The organism is Nostoc spongiaeforme FACHB-130 (genome assembly GCF_014698475.1).
GTDB lineage: Bacteria > Cyanobacteriota > Cyanobacteriia > Cyanobacteriales > Nostocaceae > Nostoc_B > Nostoc_B spongiaeforme.
On the sequence record NZ_JACJTB010000003.1, the window covers coordinates 25990 to 48472 of the forward strand.

22 protein-coding genes and 1 pseudogene are annotated in these 22483 nt (G+C 42.1%); 8 read left to right on the top strand and 15 right to left on the bottom strand.

Going from position 1 to position 22483, the window contains the following annotated elements:
- Positions 1–32: 32 nt before the first annotated feature.
- Complete coding sequence (mltA, locus tag H6G74_RS04105) at positions 33–1277, bottom strand: murein transglycosylase A (RefSeq protein WP_190966465.1); 1245 nt, start codon at positions 1275–1277, stop codon at positions 33–35.
- A 3-nt stretch (positions 1278–1280) separates the two neighbouring features.
- Entirely contained in the window at positions 1281–1535 is a 255-nt protein-coding gene (locus H6G74_RS04110) for a hypothetical protein (RefSeq protein ID WP_190593265.1), read from the bottom strand.
- A gap of 874 nt (positions 1536–2409) precedes the next feature.
- On the opposite strand from H6G74_RS04110, the pseudogene H6G74_RS04115 reads away from it, so the two are divergent.
- Positions 2410–3368, top strand: a pseudogene (locus H6G74_RS04115) (HAD-IC family P-type ATPase); the annotation flags it as partial.
- Positions 3369–3673: 305 nt separating this feature from the next.
- Here H6G74_RS04115 and H6G74_RS04120 read toward each other — a convergent pair.
- The 3 genes from H6G74_RS04120 to H6G74_RS04130 all read right to left on the bottom strand — a co-directional run bounded on the left by H6G74_RS04120 (position 3674) and on the right by H6G74_RS04130 (position 6940).
- Positions 3674–4891, bottom strand: a complete 1218-nt coding sequence (locus H6G74_RS04120) for an ABC transporter permease (RefSeq protein WP_190966466.1) — start codon at positions 4889–4891, stop codon at positions 3674–3676.
- Positions 4888–6357, bottom strand: a complete 1470-nt coding sequence (locus H6G74_RS04125; RefSeq protein WP_190966467.1) for an efflux RND transporter periplasmic adaptor subunit — start codon at positions 6355–6357, stop codon at positions 4888–4890. The genes H6G74_RS04120 and H6G74_RS04125 overlap by 4 nt, the downstream gene beginning before the upstream one ends.
- 220 nt (positions 6358–6577) lie before the next feature.
- Positions 6578–6940, bottom strand: coding sequence for a four-helix bundle copper-binding protein (locus tag H6G74_RS04130; protein ID WP_190966468.1), 363 nt, complete (start codon positions 6938–6940; stop codon positions 6578–6580).
- Positions 6941–8235: 1295 nt separating this feature from the next.
- On the opposite strand from H6G74_RS04130, the gene H6G74_RS04135 reads away from it, so the two are divergent.
- The gene (locus H6G74_RS04135; protein WP_190966469.1) at positions 8236–10827 is read left to right on the top strand and encodes a GAF domain-containing protein; all 2592 of its coding nucleotides are present in this window, start codon (positions 8236–8238) and stop codon (positions 10825–10827) included.
- Positions 10828–11020: 193 nt separating this feature from the next.
- Here the strand turns inward: H6G74_RS04135 and H6G74_RS04140 are convergent, their stop codons facing one another.
- Positions 11021–11941, bottom strand: coding sequence for a DUF4351 domain-containing protein (locus H6G74_RS04140; RefSeq protein WP_190966470.1), 921 nt, complete (start codon positions 11939–11941; stop codon positions 11021–11023).
- A 163-nt stretch (positions 11942–12104) separates the two neighbouring features.
- On the opposite strand from H6G74_RS04140, the gene H6G74_RS04145 reads away from it, so the two are divergent.
- The gene (locus tag H6G74_RS04145) at positions 12105–12293 is read left to right on the top strand and encodes a hypothetical protein (RefSeq protein ID WP_190966471.1); all 189 of its coding nucleotides are present in this window, start codon (positions 12105–12107) and stop codon (positions 12291–12293) included.
- Here the strand turns inward: H6G74_RS04145 and H6G74_RS04150 are convergent.
- Positions 12264–12839, bottom strand: coding sequence for a DUF2808 domain-containing protein (locus H6G74_RS04150; RefSeq protein WP_190966472.1), 576 nt, complete (start codon positions 12837–12839; stop codon positions 12264–12266). The genes H6G74_RS04145 and H6G74_RS04150 overlap by 30 nt on opposite strands.
- 232 nt (positions 12840–13071) lie before the next feature.
- Here H6G74_RS04150 and H6G74_RS04155 point away from each other — a divergent pair, with 232 nt between their 5' ends.
- Positions 13072–13563 (top strand): DUF4149 domain-containing protein, encoded by a 492-nt coding sequence (locus H6G74_RS04155; protein ID WP_190966473.1) that lies wholly within the window; start codon positions 13072–13074, stop codon positions 13561–13563.
- A gap of 175 nt (positions 13564–13738) precedes the next feature.
- On the opposite strand, the gene H6G74_RS04160 is transcribed toward H6G74_RS04155, so the two are convergent.
- Complete coding sequence (locus tag H6G74_RS04160) at positions 13739–14032, bottom strand: TMEM165/GDT1 family protein (protein WP_190966474.1); 294 nt, start codon at positions 14030–14032, stop codon at positions 13739–13741.
- A gap of 43 nt (positions 14033–14075) precedes the next feature.
- The gene (locus H6G74_RS04165) at positions 14076–14492 is read right to left on the bottom strand and encodes a TMEM165/GDT1 family protein (RefSeq protein WP_190966475.1); all 417 of its coding nucleotides are present in this window, start codon (positions 14490–14492) and stop codon (positions 14076–14078) included.
- 146 nt (positions 14493–14638) lie between these two features.
- Here H6G74_RS04165 and H6G74_RS04170 point away from each other — a divergent pair, with 146 nt between their 5' ends.
- Both H6G74_RS04170 and H6G74_RS04175 read left to right on the top strand, forming a co-directional pair.
- On the top strand, positions 14639–14893 hold the full coding sequence (locus H6G74_RS04170; protein WP_190966476.1) for a YlcI/YnfO family protein: 255 nt from the start codon (positions 14639–14641) through the stop codon (positions 14891–14893).
- Positions 14886–15317, top strand: a complete 432-nt coding sequence (locus H6G74_RS04175) for a type II toxin-antitoxin system VapC family toxin (RefSeq protein WP_190966477.1) — start codon at positions 14886–14888, stop codon at positions 15315–15317. Before H6G74_RS04170 ends, H6G74_RS04175 begins: the two co-directional genes overlap by 8 nt.
- Positions 15318–15352: 35 nt before the next feature.
- Here the strand turns inward: H6G74_RS04175 and H6G74_RS04180 are convergent, their stop codons facing one another.
- Both H6G74_RS04180 and H6G74_RS04185 read right to left on the bottom strand, forming a co-directional pair.
- The gene (locus H6G74_RS04180) at positions 15353–15676 is read right to left on the bottom strand and encodes a hypothetical protein (RefSeq protein ID WP_190966478.1); all 324 of its coding nucleotides are present in this window, start codon (positions 15674–15676) and stop codon (positions 15353–15355) included.
- 261 nt (positions 15677–15937) lie between these two features.
- Positions 15938–16288, bottom strand: coding sequence for a YkgJ family cysteine cluster protein (locus tag H6G74_RS04185; protein WP_190966479.1), 351 nt, complete (start codon positions 16286–16288; stop codon positions 15938–15940).
- Positions 16289–16418: 130 nt separating this feature from the next.
- On the opposite strand from H6G74_RS04185, the gene psb30 reads away from it, so the two are divergent.
- Complete coding sequence (psb30, locus tag H6G74_RS04190) at positions 16419–16553, top strand: photosystem II reaction center protein Ycf12/Psb30 (RefSeq protein WP_062296431.1); 135 nt, start codon at positions 16419–16421, stop codon at positions 16551–16553.
- A gap of 45 nt (positions 16554–16598) precedes the next feature.
- On the opposite strand, the gene recJ is transcribed toward psb30, so the two are convergent.
- From recJ to H6G74_RS04205, 3 genes are all read right to left on the bottom strand, one after another.
- A complete protein-coding gene (gene recJ / locus H6G74_RS04195) occupies positions 16599–18692 on the bottom strand; it encodes a single-stranded-DNA-specific exonuclease RecJ (RefSeq protein ID WP_190966480.1) in 2094 nt (697 codons plus the stop codon).
- A 65-nt stretch (positions 18693–18757) separates the two neighbouring features.
- Positions 18758–19483, bottom strand: a complete 726-nt coding sequence (locus H6G74_RS04200) for a class I SAM-dependent methyltransferase (protein ID WP_190966481.1) — start codon at positions 19481–19483, stop codon at positions 18758–18760.
- 106 nt (positions 19484–19589) lie between these two features.
- On the bottom strand, positions 19590–20903 hold the full coding sequence (locus H6G74_RS04205) for a TldD/PmbA family protein (RefSeq protein WP_190966482.1): 1314 nt from the start codon (positions 20901–20903) through the stop codon (positions 19590–19592).
- Between H6G74_RS04205 and H6G74_RS31455 the strand changes: the two genes are divergently transcribed.
- Complete coding sequence (locus H6G74_RS31455; protein ID WP_256364362.1) at positions 20902–21030, top strand: hypothetical protein; 129 nt, start codon at positions 20902–20904, stop codon at positions 21028–21030. The two genes, H6G74_RS04205 and H6G74_RS31455, sit on opposite strands and share 2 nt — an antisense overlap.
- 215 nt (positions 21031–21245) lie before the next feature.
- Here H6G74_RS31455 and H6G74_RS04210 read toward each other — a convergent pair whose 3' ends face one another.
- Positions 21246–22109, bottom strand: coding sequence for a Tab2/Atab2 family RNA-binding protein (locus H6G74_RS04210; RefSeq protein ID WP_190966483.1), 864 nt, complete (start codon positions 22107–22109; stop codon positions 21246–21248).
- Positions 22110–22483: the final 374 nt, after the last annotated feature.

A 22483-nucleotide genomic window follows, 5' to 3' on the forward strand; every position in this document is an offset into this window, starting at 1 on the left:
AATTTCAGACTTCATACTTCAGACTTCATTCCCTAGTTTTTGAGTAGCAAATAATATAGTGAACCATTGCCACCTGTAATTCCAGCACGATCGCCTGCTAGTTTACCAGTTCCCATAAAATAATCTACTCTGCCTGGGCTTTTAATCGCACTGCCTGTATCTTGGTCTAGGACAAAACGGCTGACAGTGCGCGGTTGTAATTTGCCACCAGCAGCTGGATAGGGGAATGTACCATTAATTAGTGCTAGTGCGCCATGCGGCATAAGAGATTTATCTGTTGCAATGGAACGTTCAGCTGTAACCGGCACATTAATACTACCTGTGGCTTTTCTCCCTGGAGCTTCTTTAAAGAACACAAAGCGTTCCCAGCGAGGCAAATAATTATTTAACTCTAGGGGATTTTGTCTGAAGTAGCTGATGAGACGCGGCATGGTTAAGCCTTCTAGGGGCAGTTTACCATCTTTGGCGAGTTCTTTGCCGATGCTAGTCCAAGGATAATCAGTACCGCCAGCGTAACCAACAGAAGTAGTTTTGCCATTGGTTAACCTGATTTGGGCAGAACCTTGGATGTGTACCATGTATGCGTCTAAACGATCGCGGAACCACAACAATTCCAAACCGCGCAACTGGCTTTTATTTCCCAGTAAACCATCTTTGCCTTCCAACTCAATGCGTTTTGGATGAGGTTTAGCCCATTGGTCAAAATTTGGCGGTAGTCGATAAAGGGGATACTTATATATAGAAGTTCTAACGCGACTGGCCTGATAAATAGGCTCATAGTAAGCAGTAAATTTAACAGTACCCTTGCCATCATTGCCAACGGACTTGTAAAACACAAACTCTCGCTGAACGGCAGTTCTGAGTTGACTGGCAGATTTGGCTGTTGCGACTAATTGCCGGAAACGCAGTAAACTGCGCCGCACGCGATCGCGGGTAATTCCTGGCACCGGATAATCTTGATAGGCGGCGATCGCACTATCTCTTGCCAAATAACTTAAACTATTGTCAATGGCAGCTAAAAGAGCTTTGCGATCGCCACTTTTGCCTGGACTACCAAAAATTTGCTCATCCCATCCCAAACAAGTAGATACAGGAGTACAAGTATTACTAATTTCTACAGGTTGGAGTGGTAATTGTAACTCAGGGGGAGTGCTTGGCTGTGTAGGTAATGGTACAGGTAATGGTATCGTCGTCGGAACTTGAGCAACAGCTGGCCAAATTGTGTTAACAAGGGCAATTCCTAGACTCAAAGAAGCCAAAGCAAGGGTTTTTCTCATGATTTAGTCGAATCTTTCAACACTAGAACTAAACAGTGGTTCTACCCGGATTGCTACAATCCGAGATGGGCGGACAACCATATACTCTCCCTGAATATTCTTGATCGGTACACTGATAAAATCATTCGAGGTAGACTTGGGTACTAGTTCGCCACTATACCATTTTTGAAATTCTTGAATAGTTGGAAACCGCACTTCTTCACGATGACCAGTTTCCAGCAACAGGTGTACAGCGTACTCATTCGGTGTTCTAGGCATAAAGTTGAATCATTAAAAATATGTTCAACCCATGTTAACCACGTCACCCCAGAATGAAAAGGGTAAGCATACGGGAGCAAGAAAAGCTATCCGGAGAGTTTTGCATTAATTAACCATGAGCTACTACTCCTAAGTCTTGACTTTTATTGTCCCTCTAGACGGTCAATAGTTGAACCTGTTCCTGAGTAGGATGTCAAACTCCTGGCGATCGCTTTGTGAAAAATACTCTTCAATTTACCACTTTTGGCAGACTACAAAGCCAAGGCTCTCATAGAAAAGTATAAGCCTGGATTTCTCACAAGAGAGAAATCCAGGGGTGTGGGAAGGGTGGGAGGTGTGGGAGGGGTGGGAGGATGGTGAAGAAATCTTTCCCCCCACACTCCCCACACTCCCTACCCATACGTGAGAAATTCGGGATAAGGAAATAAAAAATGATACATCAAATACTTTATATATCCCCCTAAATCCCCCATTTTTAAGGAGTTAGGGCAGGGCTGTTTCATTCTGAGAAGAAAAATCTGGAAGTCTTATTTTTTCGTTTGAATTTAGGTTAGTCGTAGAGGGCAGAGTCTCCCTGCCCCTCTAATACCCTGTGCTAAACTTATTTTCTCTAGAAAATGAAACAGCCCTGAGGAGTTAGGGGGGTTCAGTTGAAATATTTAATACTTTTCAAACATCTTCTAAAAGAATAATAATCAGATTCTTATTGCAATTTAATCAACCATTACTATATATTTTGCTGATTGCAGGTGCAATTAAAGCGTTAATTGGACAGTGGGTAAATACTGGGGTAATTTGGGGCGTAACTTTGATTAACGCCATTATAGGTTTTATTCAAGAATCAAAAGCCGAAAGTGCGATCGCAGCTTTAGCTTCTTCAGTCCAAACCAATGCAACTATCCTCCGCAACGGTCAAAAGGTACAAGTTCCCTCCCAAAAAACCATCTATGTTAAGGGTTCGGTAGAAGCCATTCTCAAACGTTGTCAGCAGATGTTAGACGTGGAGGGTAACAAAACCTCTGTTGATGCAGACACAATACATCAAGAAGTTGATGTGATGGCGAACCTGGGTTTACGGGTGCTGGCGTTGGCGAAAAAATCTGTCTCAGCAACTCAAGATACCCTCGACCATGCAGATATCGAGCAGGATTTGGTATTTTTGGGATTGCAAGGAATGATTGATCTCCGCCAAGAGCAGAGGCGATTAAGGCGATAGAAGCCTGTCAGAGCGCAGGTATTCAAGTCAAAATGATTACGGGTGACCATGCAGTAACAGCAAGAGCGATCGCCCAGCGCATGGGCTTTAATAAAAATGGTGAAGTTTTGGCATTTACGGGTAGTCAACTTGCCCAAATGGATCAATCAGAACTTGCTACTGCGATAGAAGATGGTTCAGTATTTGCCCGTGTTGCGCCAGAACAGAAACTCCGCCTCGTCGAAGCCTTGCAATCAAAAGGCGAAATAGTGGCGATGACGGGAGATGGTGTGAACGACGCACCAGCCTTGAAACAAGCAGACATTGGCATTGCAATGGGGGGTGCGGGTACAGAAGTCGCCAAAGAAGCCTCAGACATGATTTTGACTGATGATAATTTCGCCTCGATAGAAGCGGCGGTAGAAGAAGGGCGGACTGTGTATCGTAATTTATTGAAAGCGATCGCCTTCATCCTACCTGTTAATGGTGGTGAATCAATGACGATTTTAATTAGCGTCTTATTTGCCAGAGAATTGCCTATTTTATCTTTACAAGTATTGTGGCTAAATATGGTTAACTCCATTGCCATGACTGTACCCCTAGCCTTTGAGCCGAAATCTCAACGGGTGATGCAACAACAAACACTCTTCTCACTCTTCTCTGCTCCCATGCTTCCGGGGTGCATCCACTTTCAGCACATAGCCCTGCGCTAAGGCGCACGCTACGCGAACAGACTGAAGTCTGGGGCTATACAAACTAAACCCGCCTGCGCGGGTTTCAAGATAGTCCGCATAGCCGCGATTTCCAATCGCCTGATATTTCTTCCAAAAGTGGATACTCCCTGCTCCCTGCCTGACAGGTGTACAAGGGAGACAAGGGAGAAAAATTGCTCCCTTGTCTCCCCCTTCTCCCTTGTCTCCCCCCTCTCAGCACTCAGCACTTTCTAAGCACTCCGCAAGGCTACAATCGGGTCGAGTTTAGCTGCACGACGGGCGGGAACGACACCAAAGAATAAACCGATCGCACCAGAGACACCAACGGCGGTAGTAATAGCTACAGGAGAAATACCTGCTTCTAGGGGTGTCAGACTAGCAACGATCATAATTCCACTGACACCAACGGCAGTTCCCAATACACCGCCAATTGCCGACACAATCACAGCTTCAATCATGAACTGAAGCAATATATCTTGCTCGGTTGCGCCAATGGCTTTTCGTAGTCCGATTTCTTGGGTACGCTCGGTGACAGAAACCAACATGATATTCATGATACCGATACCACCGACGAATAGGGAAATACCCGCGATCGCCGCCAGCATAATTGTTAATGCACCTGTGATTTGTCCGACAGTTTGCAAAGCGTCTTTTTGGGTGCGGATAGTAAAGTCATCTTCACCGATGATTTTGTGGCGTTGGCGCAGCAAATTGGTAATTTGAAAAACGGCTGCATCTACACTATTGGCGTTCTTCGCTGAGGCGACAATGTAAGTTAACTCTAATCCATAAGGAGAAGTGCGTCCGACAATGCGATTTGCCATTGTAATTACTGGGATTAAAGCCGCATCATCATAATCAACACCCAAATTTGAACCTTTGGAAACTAATACCCCAATCACGCGAAAACTAGTATTGTTGATGCGTAACTGCTGTCCCACAGGGTTACTATTGGCGAAAAGTCTTTGGGCTAATTTTGCCCCCAACACCACGACTTGGTTACTGCGTTTCATATCAACTTCCGAAAAGAACCGCCCTTTATCGGTGGTAAAGTCGCGCACTGTCAAAAAGCTAGGAGTTGTACCAATAATGTTGACATCGGTGTTTTTATTACTTACTGTCACCACCTGCCGACTATTTAACTCTGCTGTTACATCTGCTATGGTGGGGACTTGAGTAGCGATCGCTGTAGCATCTTCTAAAACTAAAGTTTTCGGCGTATCACGGGAAATTCGCTCAGTTTCTTGATTACCGGGAATGACAAATAACACATTCGGCCCCAAAGATTCTAATTCTTTCGCAATGTATCTCTGTCCACCTTCCCCGATGCCTATCATGGCAATTACCGAAGCGTTACCAATCACTATACCCAGCATTGTGAGGGCGCTACGCAACTTATTCGCCAGCAGGGTTTTACCTGCCATTTGTACGCTTTCTAAGAAGTTCATTGGTTTTGCTGCTCTTGCGCCTTCTTGATTTTATAGTCCTTGGGTAAGTCCACAAACACGCGATCGCCTGCTTCTACCCCTGTCAAAACTTGAGTTTGGTCTTGAATTTGTGCGCCTGTGGTGATTTCTCGGAACTGGGGTTGATTTTTGGCATCGGGAACCAAGACACCAGTTTTACCTTTTTCGGTGACAATGGCTACTGTGGGTAATACTAAGGCGTTGCTGACGCGATCGCCTAAAAAAGTCAAATCGACATTTAACCCAGAACGTAGTTTATCTATGCCTGTCTCCAAAGCTACCCGCATCTGAAAGGATGTTACACCTTGTTCTACAACTGCTTCTGGTGCAATCAAGCGTACATTACCTTTAAATACTTGATCTGGATAAGCATCAGCCACAATTTCGACTTCCTGTCCTACTTTCACTCGTCCAATATCGGCTTCGGGGATTTGTGCTAGTACTTCCAACCCCTTAGCAACCGCCACAATCGAACTAGAAGTTGCTGATGCACTGCTAGAAGCAGAGGTAGTTGGTGTCACAAATGCACCAATGTTGGCATATTTTTGTGTCACAATCCCCGCAAAGGGGGCGCGAATTACCGTTTCTTCCATTTTGACGTTAGCAGCCGCTAACTGTGCTTGGGCGGCTTTGACGGCGGCTTGGCGTTGGGCAATTTCTTCTTTACGTGTACCATTTTCTAATAAAACTAAAGCGGCTCTGGCTTCAGTGACAGCAGCTTCTTTCAAGTCAATTTCTTCACTGCGAGAACCACTTTCCATCAGTGATAACCGCCGACGCGCTTCTTCTAAATTAGCTTTTGCAGATTTATCTTCACTAACTGCTTGATCTAGTGACTGCTTTTTTTCTGCGCCTTGTTGATAAAGATATTGGTAACGTTTGACTTGTTCAGTGGTGTAATTTACTCTGGCTTGGGCTGCATCTACTTGGGCTTGCACTTGAGAAATTTCTTGGGGACGATTCCCTGCACGCGCTTGGGCTAATTGGGCTTCGGCTTGTCGCAACCGCGCCCTGGCTTGAGTAATTTCTTGGGGACGATTCCCTGCTAAAGCTTCATCTAACTGCGCCTGGGCTTGGGCTAAGTTAGCTCGATATTGCAGAATTTGGGCTTGTAAATCGCCTATATCCATCCGGGCGATAACTTGATTTTGTTGTACGCGATCGCCTTGTTCCACATATAATTCTGCCAGCACCCCAGGATTTTTCGGACTGATATTCACACTCTGCACAGGTACAACCTTACCACTGGCTGTAATTTTTAAAGTTACATTTTTTGCTTCTACGGGTACAGTTAGTTGTGTAATATCTTGTTCACTGGCTCCCCGATTCACCATATTGACTGTAGTCGCAACACCTACCACAACAGCACCCGTGGCTATCAACCCAATTAGCCAGCGATATGGGTGATAAACTTTACCAATCACGGGAACTTCTATGTAAGTGTTCATAATCACGGTCTAATCTATACTTTGAGGCTAGGGAATCGCTATTGAGAACGCTGTTAGAGATTAATTAACGTTCCTTAATACTAGTCTCTAGTAATTTTAACCGCCTTCACCTAAATGGGTGAGATGGGAGATTGCTTCAAAACAACTTCAAACGCCCAGATTGTATCAATCTGGGCGTTTGAATAATAGGTTGCAGAGAAACTTCTGCGAAGTAGTTAAATTAAGCAGGCATCATTTGCATAGAACGGCAGGCTTCGGCGCATTTACGGCAAGCTGCGGCACATTCCATCATTTTGGCATCATCGCTCATTTTTTCACAAGTCATGGCACAGCGATCGCACATTTCAGCACACAACATACAAGTGCGTCCCATAAATTCGGAACCACCCATCATCATGTTCATACACATCATGCACATCTCAGCGCAATCACGCATCATCCCCATCATGGCCATATCCATGTACCTACCGCCTTTAGTCATGCAGTAAGTCATAGTTTCCATACACATTTTCTGACATTCCATGCAAGCGTTCATACAGGTTTGCATTTCCGCAGTCATGGATTCAGTCATCATCATCATCATAAGAAAAATCTCCTGATTTTTTGATGCTTTTATAGCGTCCTTTGCCGGACTTACCTATAACGTTAATCTGATATTTTTCAGGGGTCAATAGATTTTTTTGTCTTTTTTTTAAGTCATTAATTCCGATAAATTTACCGGATTTCTTTAACAATAACCCCTAAAATAGTGATGTTTGTTAGCCAATAATTAATATCCTGAGTTTTTAAACCCCGGTATTAAACTAGAGATTCTTTCCCAGAGTCAAATCCTAGCTGTAAAGTAAGTCTAGAGGCATATTACAGACCTCAATAATGTTATATTTCTTTAACAAACAATTAAAAATATTTTAAACTTAATAGAAAATTTTATGAAAATTTCATTTATCCAAAGATAGATTTATAGCAACTGACAGATATCTAGATTTCTGCAAAAATCAAAGCTAGTTTCTATGCTTGATAAATCAAAAATCTCTAATAATTGGATGTAATTTCCCAATTATAGCAACCATATATATGGGAATCCGATTTGATTTCTGAATCTAGTTGTGTAGGCAGGGAGTAGGGAATGGGGAGTAGGGAAAAAAGCCTGACCTGGGTATACTGGTTTTTTTCATAAATCAAATATGAGTCCTATAGTAGTCCTCTTTAATATGTGGACAACATAGACAAGGGAGACAAGGAATAGCCATTGCTCGACTAGGGTTCCCCGACTCCCTCAGTGGCGTGATAGGGTAGACAAGGAAGAAAGATGTTTGTAAATCATCTAGAATTGCTATATAAATTCGCAGCATTGATAGCTTACGCCACCAAACTTATAAGATTTGAGTCTACCTTGTCCAACTAAGTATCATTGCCACTGAGCAATTTGTACAAAATTGAGTCAGACTCAAGAAAATTCTAAAAATTGATAAAATTACATTAGTACAGGGAACTACCATCTTTCCAAAAACTGGGGCTGTTAGTTTAGCCAAAACTTTGGGAATTATCAAAATACTAGTCTCATAGATATTGTTTGCCAGATTAATCACAGCTGACGGAATTTAGTCTCATCCACAAAGATTCCGAATTACAGCTGAGTATTCGCTATCGTATCTTCAGCAAAGAACATGGCCAGAAAAAGAACTATATTTATTTACGCCCAACTTCCATCAAACCTAGGATTGGCAAAGACAGGGGTAAAGCAGGATGACGCTTGCTCAACCAGCGATTAAACTGTGGGTAATGTCAATCCTTGTATAGCTTTGAGCTATACATAAATAAAACTAATGACATTGTTAATTATTCCTAAAGTCTAATTCTTGCTATAAAAAACTACTTATGACAGTGCATCAACGTGGTGTTGGGGAGACCGCTGATTTAATTATTGGTGTTCACAACCAAGAAAATCAACAATTACAACCCAATTCAGCTCCTGTGGGTGCTCTTGCCAGAAGAAAAGGAACTATTTCTACTTTTCTTGCTCCCTTGACTCAGGACACTTTTAAACAAGTGGTGACTGAGGTTGAGCATAAGCTACAGATTGTACATCAAACCCTGTCAATGTTGGATTCTCACGGGTTTGAGACAATCCTGCAAGAAATGTTGCAGTCCATTACCTTAAAAACTGGGGAATTATTAGGAGCAGACAGGACGACTATATTTTTGTTAGATGAAGAAAAACAAGAATTATGGTCAATCGTAGCTGCGGGGGAAGGCGATCGCTCCTTAGAAATTCGCATCCCAGCCGATAAAGGCATTGCGGGTGAAGTCGCCACCCTCAAACAAGTAGTTAATATTCCGTTTGATTTTTATAGCGACCCCCGGTCAATCTTTGCCCAAGCCCAAGAAAAAGTGACCGGCTACCGTACCTATACAATGCTGGCTTTGCCACTGTTAAATGAACAAGGGCAGTTAGTAGCAGTAGTGCAGTTACTGAACAAATTAAAGTCTATCCACGATATCAACGCCCCATTAGCAGAGCGAATTGATACCGTAGGTTTTACCCATAGCGACGAACAGTTATTTCAAGAATTTGCGCCTTCAATTCGCCTGATTTTAGAATCTTCGCGCTCTTTTTATATGGCGACGCAAAAACAAAGAGCGGCGGCGGCGTTGATGAAAGCCATCAAATCTTTGAGTCAAAGCAGTCTGGATTTAGAAGATACCCTGAAGCGGGTAATGGACGAAGCCAAGGAACTGATGAACGCCGATCGCAGTACCTTGTGGTTAATCGACCGCGATCGCCATGAATTATGGACGAAAATTACTCAAGATGACGGGACAAAAAGAGAATTGCGTGTACCCATCGGTAAAGGTTTTGCAGGGATAGTGGCTGCATCTGGCAAAACCCTAAATATTCCCTTTGATTTGTACGATAATCCCGACTCAGAAACTGCCAAAAAACTTGACCAACAAAATGGCTACCGTACCTGTAGCTTATTGTGTATGCCAGTGTTTAACGCCGATCAACAATTGATTGGTGTTACACAGTTGGTAAACAAAAAGAAATCGGGTGAATTTCCGCCGTATAATCCTGCTACTTGGCCAAAAGCGCCAGAATGCTTCCAAGCCAGCTTTGACCGCAACGACGAAGATTTTATGGAAGCTTTTAACATTCAAGCGGGGGTGGCGCTGCAAAATGCTCAATTGTTTGCCACAGTTAAGCAACAAGAACAAATGCAGCGAGATATTTTGCGGAGTCTTTCTAATGGTGTCATTTCTACCGATAAATCAGGTTGTATTATTGCTGCCAATGAAAGTGCGAAACGCTTGCTAGGTGTAGAAGCCGAAGAACGTCTAGAAGGGAAATCAATTGATGAAGCGATCGCCATTAAAGAAGGCGACTTTAGCAAATGGTTTCAAGACGCTTTACACGGAGATGATATCAAACGCCGTCAGCAATATTATCCAGACCGCACGCTCATCAGCACTGGTACAGAACAAGAACAACACAGTATTAATTTATCAATTAACTCCATAGCCGATGTCAACGACCAACAGCAAGTCCGGGGTGCGTTGGTGGTTATGGAAGATATTAGTGATGAGAAACGCCTCAAGAGTACCATGTACCGCTACATGACTCAGGAATTAGCGGAAGAATTACTCAAGTTAGATGATGCCAAATTAGGAGGCGATCGCAAAGAAGTTTCCATCTTGTTCTCTGATATTCGCGGCTACACCACTTTGACAGAAAACTTGGAAGCAGAAGAAGTGGTGAGTATGCTAAATGAATATTTTGAATCAATGGTAGAAGCCGTATTTAAACATAAAGGCACACTTGATAAATACATCGGTGATGCCATTATGGCTGTGTTTGGTTCACCTCTACCTTTAGAAGAACATGCTTGGATGGCGGTACAAACATCCATAGAAATGCGTCATCGGCTGCACGAATTTAACCAACGTCGTTACGCCGCAAATAAACCAAGAATTAATATTGGCATTGGCATTAATTCCGATACAGTTATTAGTGGCAATATCGGTTCAAGTAAGCGGATGGAATTTACCGCCATTGGTGATGGTGTTAACCTTGGTTCTCGCTTAGAAAGTGTCAGCAAACAATATGGTTGCGATATTATTTTGAGTGACAATACCTTTAAACCTTGCCAAGAATATATTTGGGCGCGAGAATTAGATTACATTCGCGTCAAAGGTAGAAACGAACCAGTATCTATCTATGAATTAGTGGGTTTACGTTCTGACCCGATTCCCAGTGAAAAATTGCAAGTTATTGAACATTATCACAAAGGACGTGAGTATTATCTCAAGCGTCAGTTCACTTATGCGAGGGCTGAATTTGCCAAGGTTTTAGCATTTGACAACCAAGATAAAGCCGCAATGTTACATCTTTTGCGTTGTCAGCATTGGCTACAATCACCCCCAACTGATTTCGATTGGGATGACGGCGTTTGGACATTTAATGAAAAGTAAAATTATCTGTATAATATGAGCAGATACACTCTATGTAGCAGTCCTATATATCAAATAGGACTGCTATTAAAAACTGTAGAGACGTTGTATACAACATCTCTACAATCAGGCATTAATTACATATTCATAAAGAAATGGTATTAAAATCGCTGGTCAATTAAACTGAAATTATCAAATTTATTGTGTCATTAATTTACTGATTCGTTGTATCTTTGTGTTGGCTTAACCAAGCTTCTAAATCTGCTACTGTGACAAAATCTAATAATGCTTCTCCCAGAGATTCTAATTGTTCAATAGATAATCTTTTAATTTGCTCGGTGAAAGATATCTCGACTTCTCCCAGCCGCCGATTTAACAGCCGCAGAATTAGTTGTTGCTCTCCTTGCTGTACACCTTCTTGTAAACCTTCTTGTCTAGCGCGTTCTCTATCTTCCTGATACAGTGGTGCTAATCTCATCACTAACTCCCGATCATCTGTTTCGATATTCTGGTTGATTCGCAAATTTTGTTGCAGGCTATAAAGTAATTCTAGCGTTACTCTCTGAAAGGGGTGATTTGCTGGTAGTGCGGTTAATTCATCAATCGCTCGTTGCTGTACTTTACCACGCCCCAGGATTCTCAGCCATAGTGTTTCGGGAATAGGTGGTAACTGATGAATTACGACTATAGCTGTTCGCAAATATTCAGGTAAAAAGTATACTCCCTCCACCCAATCTGATTTGAGAACTGCACCAAAACCAGCAAGAATTGTTTCTGATGCAGTGGGTGTGAGTATCCATTGTTGAGGAATTTCTAAGTCTGAGATTTTGCTTTTGCTGCGATTTGCTTCTCGCTGAATTGCCTTGTTTATTTCTAATGATTTTGATAGACAATCTTTAATTTCTTCGATGGATACTGGGTTGCGAAAGGGTTCAAAGATGGCTGGTGTTGTTGCCATTTTTCCTAATAATCCCAATGTGGCTAGATTAGCTGTTTGGTTGGGAATTGGTGTAAATAACACATCGATTTCTCGCACTTCGGCTGCGACTCGGCTTGGTGCTTGGACTTGTCCGAATGGTTTGAGGAGTTCTTCTAAATAGTCTTTGGAGAATTGATCATGAATAAATCTCGTCATTATTTAAATGATTTACGCCGGATAATGTCTGTTATTTTACCGTACTTAGTACTGAGTGCTGAGTGCTGAGTAAGAAAAAGAGGAAGGAAGCACTTTCGCACTCGGTAAATGCCCCGCCCGACGTTAAGCGGAATCTTATAATCAGGAGAAGGTTGATACCACGATGAATTGTGGGCGGTCTTTTAACTCAGCACTCAGCACTTTCAACTCAGCACTCTTCATCAAAGCGATCGCCCTCCATAATCACAAAAGATATCTGATGGCGATCGCTGGTAAATTAAACGTAAATTATCAAGCTTATTTATTAATTGATAACGATTTTCTAGCGCCAGAAACCAGGCCGCCAAACTGAGTCACCGCTATTGTAAAAGTGTAATCTGCCATAACCTAAAAATTGTCCGTGGGATTTTTCACCTGTAGGAAAAGCCGTGACTCCAAACAGATAAACACCACTACTGCGGGGATTTTGCCAGGGTTTTAAACCAATGGTAATGGTTTTACCGGGAGACACTGGCGGCTCAAATGTCAGAGTGACTGTTCTGGTTTTGCTATCAGTTGTTACAGTTTGTAATGCTACCTTTTGTCCTTTACCAGAAGGTTTACCTTCAAAAGCCACACTATCGTTTAAATCAAAAGTAATATTGTCTACACCTTCATGCTGATTAATTGCTAGGCGTTGTAGTGGTTCACCTGCATTTTCTGGCAAACTGATTGTAAAGTAATATGTCGCACCCCAGGCGTAAATCTCCTTATAAGTAGTGATGGCATTAACTAAACGGGGTGGTTGTGCAAAATACACTGTGCCATCTTGTAATTGAATGGCGTAACTTGGCAGCAGATAGCCCTTGATTAAGGTTATGCTGGCGATCGCTGCACCCAACAATACTCTAGGACGCATAAATTTTTGGGATGGTTACTTAATTAATATTGTAAGTTGAGTGCGTCTTGCCTGTATTATTTCCATCATCTTCAGTATTAAACAAGCACAACGATAGAGGTTTTTATTACATCTTTGTTACTTATTTCTGCTCTTAGTTAATACTATTTTGCAAAATTTAATTGATATTTGTTGTCAAAGTTACTCTTAAAGTTAGAAACTAAGAGTAAAAGCACAGCAATTATTTCGTATTATGAATACACTTTCTACATTTGCATTCAAGCGGTCAATTTGGCAACCCGCCATTATGTTGACCTTGGGTTTTTGGTTAAGTGCTAGTCTGATTTTAGATTGGGTAATAATGCCTACGCTTTATTTTTCTGGCATGATGAACGAAGGTAGTTTTACTACAGCAGGCTACGCAATTTTCTGGAATTTTAATCGCATAGAATTGTTATCTGCGGCGATCGTTTTAACTGGTGTATTGGCTTTAAGTAAAACTCAACATAACTGGCATCCCAATACTATTGTGTTTGCTGTTATTCTGCTCACAGTATCTCTACTAGAAACTTATTTTTTAACTCCCAATATGTGCGCTGCTGGAGTTCATCTCAATTTGTTTGCAACATCCACAATTCCCGCAGCAATGGATTTATTACATGGTGGTTACTGGGTGTTAGATGCAGTCAAGCTGCTAATCGGCGGAATATTGTTAGGCCAATGCTGGCGGATGCAGGCTGAATGATAGGGAATTGGGAGTAAGAAACTCACTTCAATATTGTCTTTGAATTGAAAAACTAATCCGTCAGTGAAAATTGAAGGTGAAAAAACCCCAGCTTTTTTAAAAAACTGGGGTTCTCATTTTTTAGTTAAAATTTACAGCAGGTTGCAACTAAATGAGGTAAATAACCGGAGAATGTTTATTCCGATTCGGCTGATTCTTCATGGTTAAAAAATAATAATCTTGCAGCCAGAATCGCAAAACCTACAGCCGCGATCGCTTTTAATATCCGAGTGGGTAATAACTCTGCAACTGCACCACCAGCCAATGAGCCTAAAAGGCTAGTTAATAACAACGCGCCTGCTGTACCAAAAAAGATAGCTTTTTGAGATTGACCACGACTAGAAAGTGCGATCGCAGCTAACTGGCTTTTGTCACCTAATTCTGATAAAAAAACTGTAATAAAGCTTAGTCCTAAAAGATGCCAATCCATAATGTTAAGGGGAGTAGGGAATGGGAAGTGGGGAGTATAGGAATTAACCTTGCAATACATCCCAAAACAGCATGACGGAAATTAACAGCAACATAACTCCGGCTGATTTTTCTACAGTTTTGGGACTGAGGCGGCTAGATATCCAACTTCCCAAAAGTACACCTAGTAAACTGGTGCTGATTAATGCAGCCGCAGACCCTAGAAACACTACCCAAGGTGCGTGAGATTCTGCACTCATTAATAAAGTGGATAGCTGGGTTTTATCCCCAATTTCTGCGAGGAATATCGTCACGAATGTTGTGCTGAAAACAACAAACGCTGATTCCCGCTTTTTGGGAATTTCAGTGATTACAGGTTGCAGAGGCTCAATAGTTGCAATATCCAGTTGAGATTTATTGTTTTCTTTTAATTCTGGTAGGTCTTTCGCAGAAATTACCACAGGTGCAGTGTCAAGTTTCACAGGCAGTATTTTTGTTACTAGGAGTTTTTCATATTCTTCTCATTTTCTCAGATTGTTGTCATAAATTGCAACTATTTTGCTTGAATATATGGCAACAGTAAAATAGTTACAAGAAGTGATACCATTAATTGGTTGCAATAAATGTTATGGAACGTGAAGCTTTAACAATCCGTTTTCCCTCTGAATTACTTGCCAAAGCCAGAAAACTCAAAGATGATGGGGAATCGTTCAATGATTTAATAGTTGAGGCTTTAGAACGAGAGGTAAAACGCCGGCGCGGATGGGCTGCACATCAACGAATTCTCGCCCGTAGCGAAATCGTCAAAGCCAAAACAGGTATACAACCAGCCTCTACAGATTTGATTCGCAGCCTGAGAGAGGATAAGGGGCGATGTGACTAGAGTTTTGTGTATAGATACTAGTGTTTGGATTCCCTACCTTGTCCCAGAAGCTAATCAAGCACAAGCAATAACGTTAATAGCAGAAGCGTTAAGCTTGAATATCCGCTTAGTAGCTCCCGCTTTTGCTTGGGCAGAGGTTGGTTCTGTATTACGTAAGAAAACACGAATGGGATTCATTACCGCAGAGGAAGCACTAGGTTTTTTTGAAGACTTCTGCGAACTTCCGATTGATTATCTTGAAGAAGAAACAATTCGGTTAAAAAGTTGGGAAATTGCGGAGAAATACCAATTATCAACTCTTTATGATGCCGCATTTCTCGCTTGTGCTGAGATGACATCTGCTGAGTTTTGGACTGCTGACGCTGCACTGATTAGACAACTTACACCAAGACCGTCTTATTTGCAGGAACTTGGGGAAATATAAAAGTTTTCAATCTAGATAAATTACAATATCTCATATTAATTTTTCACAAAATAATGCTTTTTAAAGTAATCAATTGCTTCTCTAGGGGAATAATTATAATGAGATTCTTGTATCCAGTCATGGAATTTATTAGCGTCTCCTTTCAAAACTTCAAAGTAATGAATTCTTAGTGCTACTCTAAATGGCATTTCATGGTGGTAAAAATCATCATCATGTATTTTTAAATTTTTTTCATAGTAGCTGTTTACAATTCCTACGGCTGAGTCATCTGTATGAAAAAAGTATTTCTTGAGACACCAGATAACTATTTGAAATAAGCGCACAGTGTCTTCATCGGTCTGGAATGAGAAACTAACCATTAAATACTCCCGTTCAATAACAGAGTACGATCGCCTCATCCGTAGATTGGATAGAACGAAGTTATGAAAAAACTGCAAAACTTTCAACTAGCAAAATATCTCAATTCAAACAGTAAAATTCCACAATATTTTCTCAAAACATCATGATTGGGTGTTGGGTTACGGCGCGATATACATTTACCATGTTGCTGCGAATATTTCTGGTGCGCCTCCACCCAACCTACAAAAGATGTTGTAGATTAGAATCAAGTTCACATAAGTTTAAATTCCCACAGCTTTGTCGAAGCGTAGCATTTCTAAAGAGCGATCGCCATATACCCCTTCAATCTGTTGGCGACAGCAATCTATGGCAAAATCATTCAGTTCTTCTGGCTCAATCCCATACATATCTTGAAATGCTTCTGCTTCTACCCGGCAAAAACGCGGACGATTGGGGTAAATCTGGCATTCTCTCGTGGTATGGTCGAAATTAATACACCAACCGTCTTCGCCTACCATACTCAGGTACAGTTTCAACTCTTCCGGCGTGAGATATTCATCTAAGTCGGGACGGTCGTTAGGGTCGAGATTACAGCAGGCTCCACATTGCTTGACACATTGCCAGTTTGCCATTTTGTGTTTTTTCCTATAATTTTGTTAAGTAAATTAAAAATCACACACCGTTCCCGGATATGATCAATTGCGGGTTTTGCAACTGATTGATTATCGAACTTTTTAAGACAATTGGGAGGAAAGAGAAAAAATGTTAGACGGTATTATTAGCACTTTCACCAGCATCAACTGGGAAGTTATTTTCCAACTGCTTTCTGTTGCATTAATTGTCATTGCTGGCCCTGCTGTAATTTTTGTCTTGGCTTTTCGCAACGGCAACCTGTAAGAGTGTAAAGTGCTGAGTGCTGAGTGCTGAGTGAAACATCAGTATTCATAACTCAGCATTTATGTATGATAATGCTTGCAACGCTGCTTGAATAATGGAATCATACTGTGGTTGAGTGACATCAACCTCTATTGCCGCTTCACGACTGATTCCCAATAAGCCAATTGTGCGTTCTGGCTGCATAACTAAGATTTTACCTTCAGGATTTTTGATTCTGAGTTCTGGGAAAGAATTATTTTGATAGATGCCACAAGTATACTGCCGTTGATTGTGTTGAAATGTGGCTCGGAGTGGGTTTGGTAACGAGGTGTAAAAGATTTGAGATGAGGCTTTTGTTAATCTCACGCCGACTAATTCTAACTCGATGGTAGTATTGCCGTTAAAAGTGTTTTCGCGTAACTTGTAAGCAATATCAACTCGTTGTGGTAGAGGATAATAATCACGCCAACGCCAAGCGATCGCCTTAATTGTATATTGCTTGTTATCAATAGTTTGCGCTAATGTCGCTTTAATATGACCTTTGCCGATGGTTTGCTGTTCGATAACTTGGACGTTTGGTGTCCAAAAAACTGGATCGGGGTTATCGATACCGCAAGGATGCAACGCATTTAATTGCTGGAAAAGTTGGTGATTGATTTGATTAAAGTTGGCTTGAGCATCAATTTTGAGCAGTGGTTTGAGGTGTTGCGGTTCTAGACACTGGTTAGCAAAATCAATTAAACGCGATCGCACCAATTCTAAATTTTCTGCTGGTAAAGAAAATCCACCCGCCGCTTTGTGACCGCCGAATTTACCTAACAAATCCCGACAATATTCCAAGGCTTCAAACACATGAAACTCAGGGATTCCCCGCGCCGAACCACGGATATGTGTTTCATCTTCATAAGTCCCAATAAATACAGGTACACCATAACGTTCCACCAAGCGAGAGGCGACAATCCCAATTACACCATGATGCCATTCAGATTGGATAACTACTAACACTCGGTCTTGTGGTAAAGAGGCGATAAATTCTGATTCTACATAAGCGATCGCTTCTTGTTCAATTTCCTCGCACATTTGCTGACGACTGGTGTTGGTTTGCTCACACTGCATTGCTCTTGTCAGTGCAACTCCCATATCATCGGTAGTCAGCAAATCAATCACCGTCTGCGGATCACCAATGCGTCCAACTGCATTAATCCGGGGGCCGAGACGAAAGCCGATATCTTCTGGTTTGAGTGACTTAGAAGAATTTTTCTCCCCTGCCCCCCTGCCCCCCTGCCTCCCTGCCTCCTTCGCTTGCACTCCGGCGATTTGAATTAATGCTTGTACTCCTGGTAACTTAGATTTAGGCAAATGCTTCAAACCGCGTTTTACCCAACGGCGATTTACACCAGTTAAAGGCGCTAAATCTGCAATGGTTCCTAGGGTGAATAATTCTAGCATTGGCTGAATTAAACCTTTTGTTTCGCCTAGCTGTTGTGCAAGACAAACTGCCAGAATATAGGCTACACCCACACCAGCCACACCACGATAAGGTGAAGATTCGGCGATGAGTTTGGGGTTGAGGATAGCATCGGCTGGGGGTAATTGTTGCGGGATGTCGTGGTGGTCGGTGACAATAACTTTTACGCCGAGTTCTCTAGCTCTAGCGATGGGTTCATAAGCAGATATCCCATTATCAACGGTGAGAATGAGTTTGACACCTTCGCTGTGAAATTCTTCAACGATGCGTTTGTTGATACCGTAACCTTCGTGCATCCGACTAGGGATAGCATAATCTACCTGTGCGCCCAAAGCTCGGAGACTCCGCAATAATAATGCAGTGCTAGTCATACCATCTGCATCATAGTCGCCACAGATAGCGATTTTACTTTGAGATGCGATCGCCTCGTGCAGTAATTCCACACTCATCGCCAAATCAGGAAACTCTTCTAAAGGCGGAGGTAAAACTATTGATTCTGGTTCTAAAAATGCTTGTGCTTGTGCTGGTGTTTCAATGCCACGATTAATTAATAACTGGCTGATGATGGGAGAAAGATTGATAGAAACTGCCAGTTTTTCAGCTAAATCTGTTTTTTGTGGGTAAATTTGCCAACGCTGATTCGGTAAGCGCCTGCGAATTTGTGAACGTTCAGGTAAAGGTCGGTTCAGCACAATCAAAGCAAATATAATCGCAAAATCTATATTAGCGACTTATAAGCTTTTTTACTTTTTACTTTTTACTTTTTACTTCCGCGCCGCCACAAACGCAACATTTGATTGCTACCTTTGAGAAATTCCCAAGGTACATTGACAACTTCTGCGGCAATTCCCGCATGATTTAAATCATGAAGTAAATTATTTAACAAAGGATATGTTTGAGCATCTTTACCCTGCAAGGGGTAAATTCTGACTTCTTGAGAGCAAACTCGATAAAGTTCTAAAATTGTTTGCCAGTGAAAAGCATAATCCAAGCAGTCACTGTAGAGAAACAACAAATTAGCACTTAATACCAAATCAAAGCTGCGATCGCCAAAGGGTAATTTTGGTAATACAGTGTGAATGTACCGTCCGGCTTGGCGACCATTGGGATAATCTGCCAAAAATTTTTCTAATGCTATCTGGCGATATTCAGTTAACTTGGCAATATTTTGATAAAAATCCCAATTATAGTTATGGGTGACATCAACTAATCTTTCCATAACATGAGCTAAATCGGCTTGTCCTTTAGCTTGCAAAGTTGTTGCATCGAAATTAAACACAATGTCACAAGCTACAGCATCAATACCCATTTGATGCAGTTCCGCCACAAAGGAAGCTGCGCCAGCCGGACAATCTAAAATTTTCGCTGTTTGCCACTGCGATAAATCTAGGTCAAAAAATTTCACATACTCCGATAAAGTACGACCCAGAAATACAATTCTATCCAGTTGGAGAGCATCATTTATGCTAGTGGCAAAGTTCATAATTTTGGCTGTTTATAGCAAAGTGCTGAGTGCTGAGTAAAAATGCTAGTCCCACTTTCATGCTTGGCGATGAAACTTGTTTCATCGGGACTGCCTTCGACTACACTTAATAATTTCTACTGGTAGTAGATAGTCCTTCAACTATTAAAGATGGGGTATAACAAGAACCATTCCAATCCGCATCATTACCTAATTCTACGACTTGTTTGAGGGCTGTGTAAACATTACCCGCAACCATTGTGTCTTTCACACGGCCAGTAACTTGACCGTTCTGTACACGGTAGCCCAAATCAATATTGATGGAAAAATCTCCCGAAATCCCCCCACTACCACCTAACATTTGATCAACAATTAGACCATTATCTAATTTGCGAATTAAATCTCGTAGTGGAGTTGTACTGGGTTGAATCAAGAAATTAAACAACCCAGGGGAAGGATAGCTACCTAAACCGGGACGAAAACCATTACCAGTGGAACCGCTACCGAGTTGACGGCCTGTGGTGCGATCGCCATAAAAATGCTGTAATATACCATCTTTGACAAACACTAAAGCCTTTGTCGGCGTGCCTTCATCATCAAATGGGCAACTGTAAGGGCCTGCTTCCGGGTCTTGATAAAGTGTCAAACTAGGTGAAACCACTTGTTTACCCATCCGTTCCGCCCAAGGAGAAGCCGCTTCTAAGACACGTTTCCCGTTTAAAGCAGCTTGAGCAGTTCCCCACAGCATATCAGCCGCTTTAGAAGTAAATAAAACCGGCACACGTCCATTAGGCGGTGCAACATTTTCTTGCGCCCAGACTAGCCTCTGTAAAATTTGATAAGCTAACTTTTCTGGGTCTAGGGTATTGCGTTGGGTTTGACCATCGGAAACACTTAAAAAATCATCACCCCGCACCCATTCGGCTGACATATAACAGCTAAGGGTAGTATCAGTGTAGTGACAATCTAGACCTTGACTATTCACAAGTCTAGTAGTTTCCACATCACATTCCCAGTCACTATTACATAGTACATCTGGGTAAGTATTGCGGATAATGGCGATCGCTTCTTTGCCCCAGTTGACTAAAACTTCTATTGGTACACTTTTCCCCACATCTGGGTAAGCAGGCTTCGAGTTAGTTACTAACTCGATTGTTTCCGGTTGATTTAGTTCACTCAAAGCCAAAGCCCGTTCTACCATAGCCTGTGGCGACACATCACCATAAGCTACCGTCAGTCCAGGGCGACCATTGCGCCATAACCGCAGCGTTGTACCTTCAGATTGGCTGGTTTCTAGCTGTTTGAGTCGGTTAGCCTCAAAAAATACCGGACGAGAAAGCGAGTGCGACTGATACACCTCAGCGGCTTCCGCTCCCGATTTGATGGCTAGTTCCAGCAGCTGTTCTGCTAGTGTATCGTGTGAGAAATTTTCAGAACCCATGACCCTTGGTGAATTGTGGATTTCGGATTTTGAACTGCAAGCAAACGCAGATAATTATCCCAAATCATTGGTGCATATCCGCGCAAATCAGCAATTTGCTTTTGACAACGGAGATGGACGCAGATAATTATCCCAAATCATGGGCATCTATCAGCGTGCCATCAATGCAGAGAATTCCCAACAAATCATCGGTATGTATCAGTTTGTACTTAGAGGCTAGGGAGTAGGGAGTAGGGAGTAGGGAATAGGGGAAGAAGGAACAGAAAAAGGTAGGGATTTTTCCCTATATGCCGTTTTATCTTGGATTCCCTACTCCCCACTCACCACTCCCCATTCCCTCATTCACAGCAAATTCATCTCTTGCAACAGCCAAAACCCAGCAAAAGATTCTGCTTGAGGACTTGACTGTATACCAATAAAATGTACTCCATTGGCTTTTTGTGTCGCTTCGGCAAAACCTTGGGTTTCCGCTAAGATTTTGGGATTTTTGATATTTGCCAAAATCCAACTTTCCGTAGCGCCAGTTTCTAAAATCAACCTTGTACCAGCACTATCATCAACTCTTAAAAACGCTAACTCTAAACCAGACATCCAGCCTGCTAAAGGTAAAGCCCTGGGTGAGAAAATTAAAACTCCCGGAATGCGCGTTTCTGGGGATAATTGCGCCATTTCTAGGGGGAAAGCTTCACCAAAACCAATATCCCATTCTGGCATTTCTGCTAATTCCGCCGCCGATAAGCTGACAAACACCCACTGCTGTCCTTCTAAAGCATCAGGTAAACGCTGAGGTAAAGGACTGTCTAAACGCACAGAAGGGTTCGTTCCGCCTTGATAACCTGGTTCTTGAGGGTAAACTTCCGCCATCCGTTGTTGTAGCCATTGGTTCAGCAACAACGTGCGCCGACTGGGTTGGGCTGGAATACCCAAATCTTGGCAGGCTTTCGTAATCATATTGTTCATTTGGCGGCGGAAAAAGCGGACTTTTATAGGCGCTTTTCCGGCTTTATCAATGGCTTCCTGCAACGCTGTCCGCAACCAGCCCGAATTGACTTGGGTGCTAGGACAATATTGAGCGTAGCGAAATAACGAATCTGTTTGCGTCCGAATATCCAAGGGACTTTCACAGATGACAACTTCCCAAACTTTTTTTTGATTTTCATCCAAAATTGGACGAGAGTAAAAATCGAGTTCCCAAATACTGCCCATGTTATGCCGTCAAAATCTGGCGAGTTTATATTTTGCTTATATCTTGATCATACGAGGCTTAGGGCAGTAAGGAGTATTCCCGAATTTTTCACGTATGGGTAGCGGGTGTGGGGAGAGAGGGGAGTGTGGGGAGAGAGAGCAATCCAGGTATTATGGTCTGATTAGTTGAGCTAAGAAGATGAGGTTAAAGCGATCGCTCGGAAAAATTGTCATAACTTAACATTTTAGAAAATTCTCCGTAAATAAATCTTGACTATAAATTGTCTTCTTATCAGTAATATCACGGAAGGCTGAATTATCAAGCTAAAGCTATCTTGTACCGGAAATATACGGTCATTTCCGTGTATTGACTGATTCCTACAACAATAGTCAAG

Excerpts from the sequence above, each read along its gene's own strand:
- mltA (WP_190966465.1), bottom strand. The coding sequence starts at position 1,277 with ATGAGAAAAACCCTTGCTTTGGCTTCTTTGAGTCTAGGAATTGCCCTT.
- H6G74_RS04110 (WP_190593265.1), bottom strand. The coding sequence starts at position 1,535 with ATGCCTAGAACACCGAATGAGTACGCTGTACACCTGTTGCTGGAAACT.
- H6G74_RS04120 (WP_190966466.1), bottom strand. The coding sequence starts at position 4,891 with ATGAACTTCTTAGAAAGCGTACAAATGGCAGGTAAAACCCTGCTGGCG.
- H6G74_RS04125 (WP_190966467.1), bottom strand. The coding sequence starts at position 6,357 with ATGAACACTTACATAGAAGTTCCCGTGATTGGTAAAGTTTATCACCCA.
- H6G74_RS04130 (WP_190966468.1), bottom strand. The coding sequence starts at position 6,940 with ATGATGATGATGATGACTGAATCCATGACTGCGGAAATGCAAACCTGT.
- H6G74_RS04135 (WP_190966469.1), top strand. The coding sequence starts at position 8,236 with ATGACAGTGCATCAACGTGGTGTTGGGGAGACCGCTGATTTAATTATT.
- H6G74_RS04140 (WP_190966470.1), bottom strand. The coding sequence starts at position 11,941 with ATGACGAGATTTATTCATGATCAATTCTCCAAAGACTATTTAGAAGAA.
- H6G74_RS04145 (WP_190966471.1), top strand. The coding sequence starts at position 12,105 with ATGAATTGTGGGCGGTCTTTTAACTCAGCACTCAGCACTTTCAACTCA.
- H6G74_RS04150 (WP_190966472.1), bottom strand. The coding sequence starts at position 12,839 with ATGCGTCCTAGAGTATTGTTGGGTGCAGCGATCGCCAGCATAACCTTA.
- H6G74_RS04155 (WP_190966473.1), top strand. The coding sequence starts at position 13,072 with ATGAATACACTTTCTACATTTGCATTCAAGCGGTCAATTTGGCAACCC.
- H6G74_RS04160 (WP_190966474.1), bottom strand. The coding sequence starts at position 14,032 with ATGGATTGGCATCTTTTAGGACTAAGCTTTATTACAGTTTTTTTATCA.
- H6G74_RS04170 (WP_190966476.1), top strand. The coding sequence starts at position 14,639 with ATGGAACGTGAAGCTTTAACAATCCGTTTTCCCTCTGAATTACTTGCC.
- H6G74_RS04180 (WP_190966478.1), bottom strand. The coding sequence starts at position 15,676 with ATGGTTAGTTTCTCATTCCAGACCGATGAAGACACTGTGCGCTTATTT.
- H6G74_RS04185 (WP_190966479.1), bottom strand. The coding sequence starts at position 16,288 with ATGGCAAACTGGCAATGTGTCAAGCAATGTGGAGCCTGCTGTAATCTC.
- psb30 (WP_062296431.1), top strand. The coding sequence starts at position 16,419 with ATGTTAGACGGTATTATTAGCACTTTCACCAGCATCAACTGGGAAGTT.
- H6G74_RS04200 (WP_190966481.1), bottom strand. The coding sequence starts at position 19,483 with ATGAACTTTGCCACTAGCATAAATGATGCTCTCCAACTGGATAGAATT.
- H6G74_RS31455 (WP_256364362.1), top strand. The coding sequence starts at position 20,902 with ATGACCCTTGGTGAATTGTGGATTTCGGATTTTGAACTGCAAGCAAAC.
- H6G74_RS04205 (WP_190966482.1), bottom strand. The coding sequence starts at position 20,903 with ATGGGTTCTGAAAATTTCTCACACGATACACTAGCAGAACAGCTGCTG.
- H6G74_RS04210 (WP_190966483.1), bottom strand. The coding sequence starts at position 22,109 with ATGGGCAGTATTTGGGAACTCGATTTTTACTCTCGTCCAATTTTGGAT.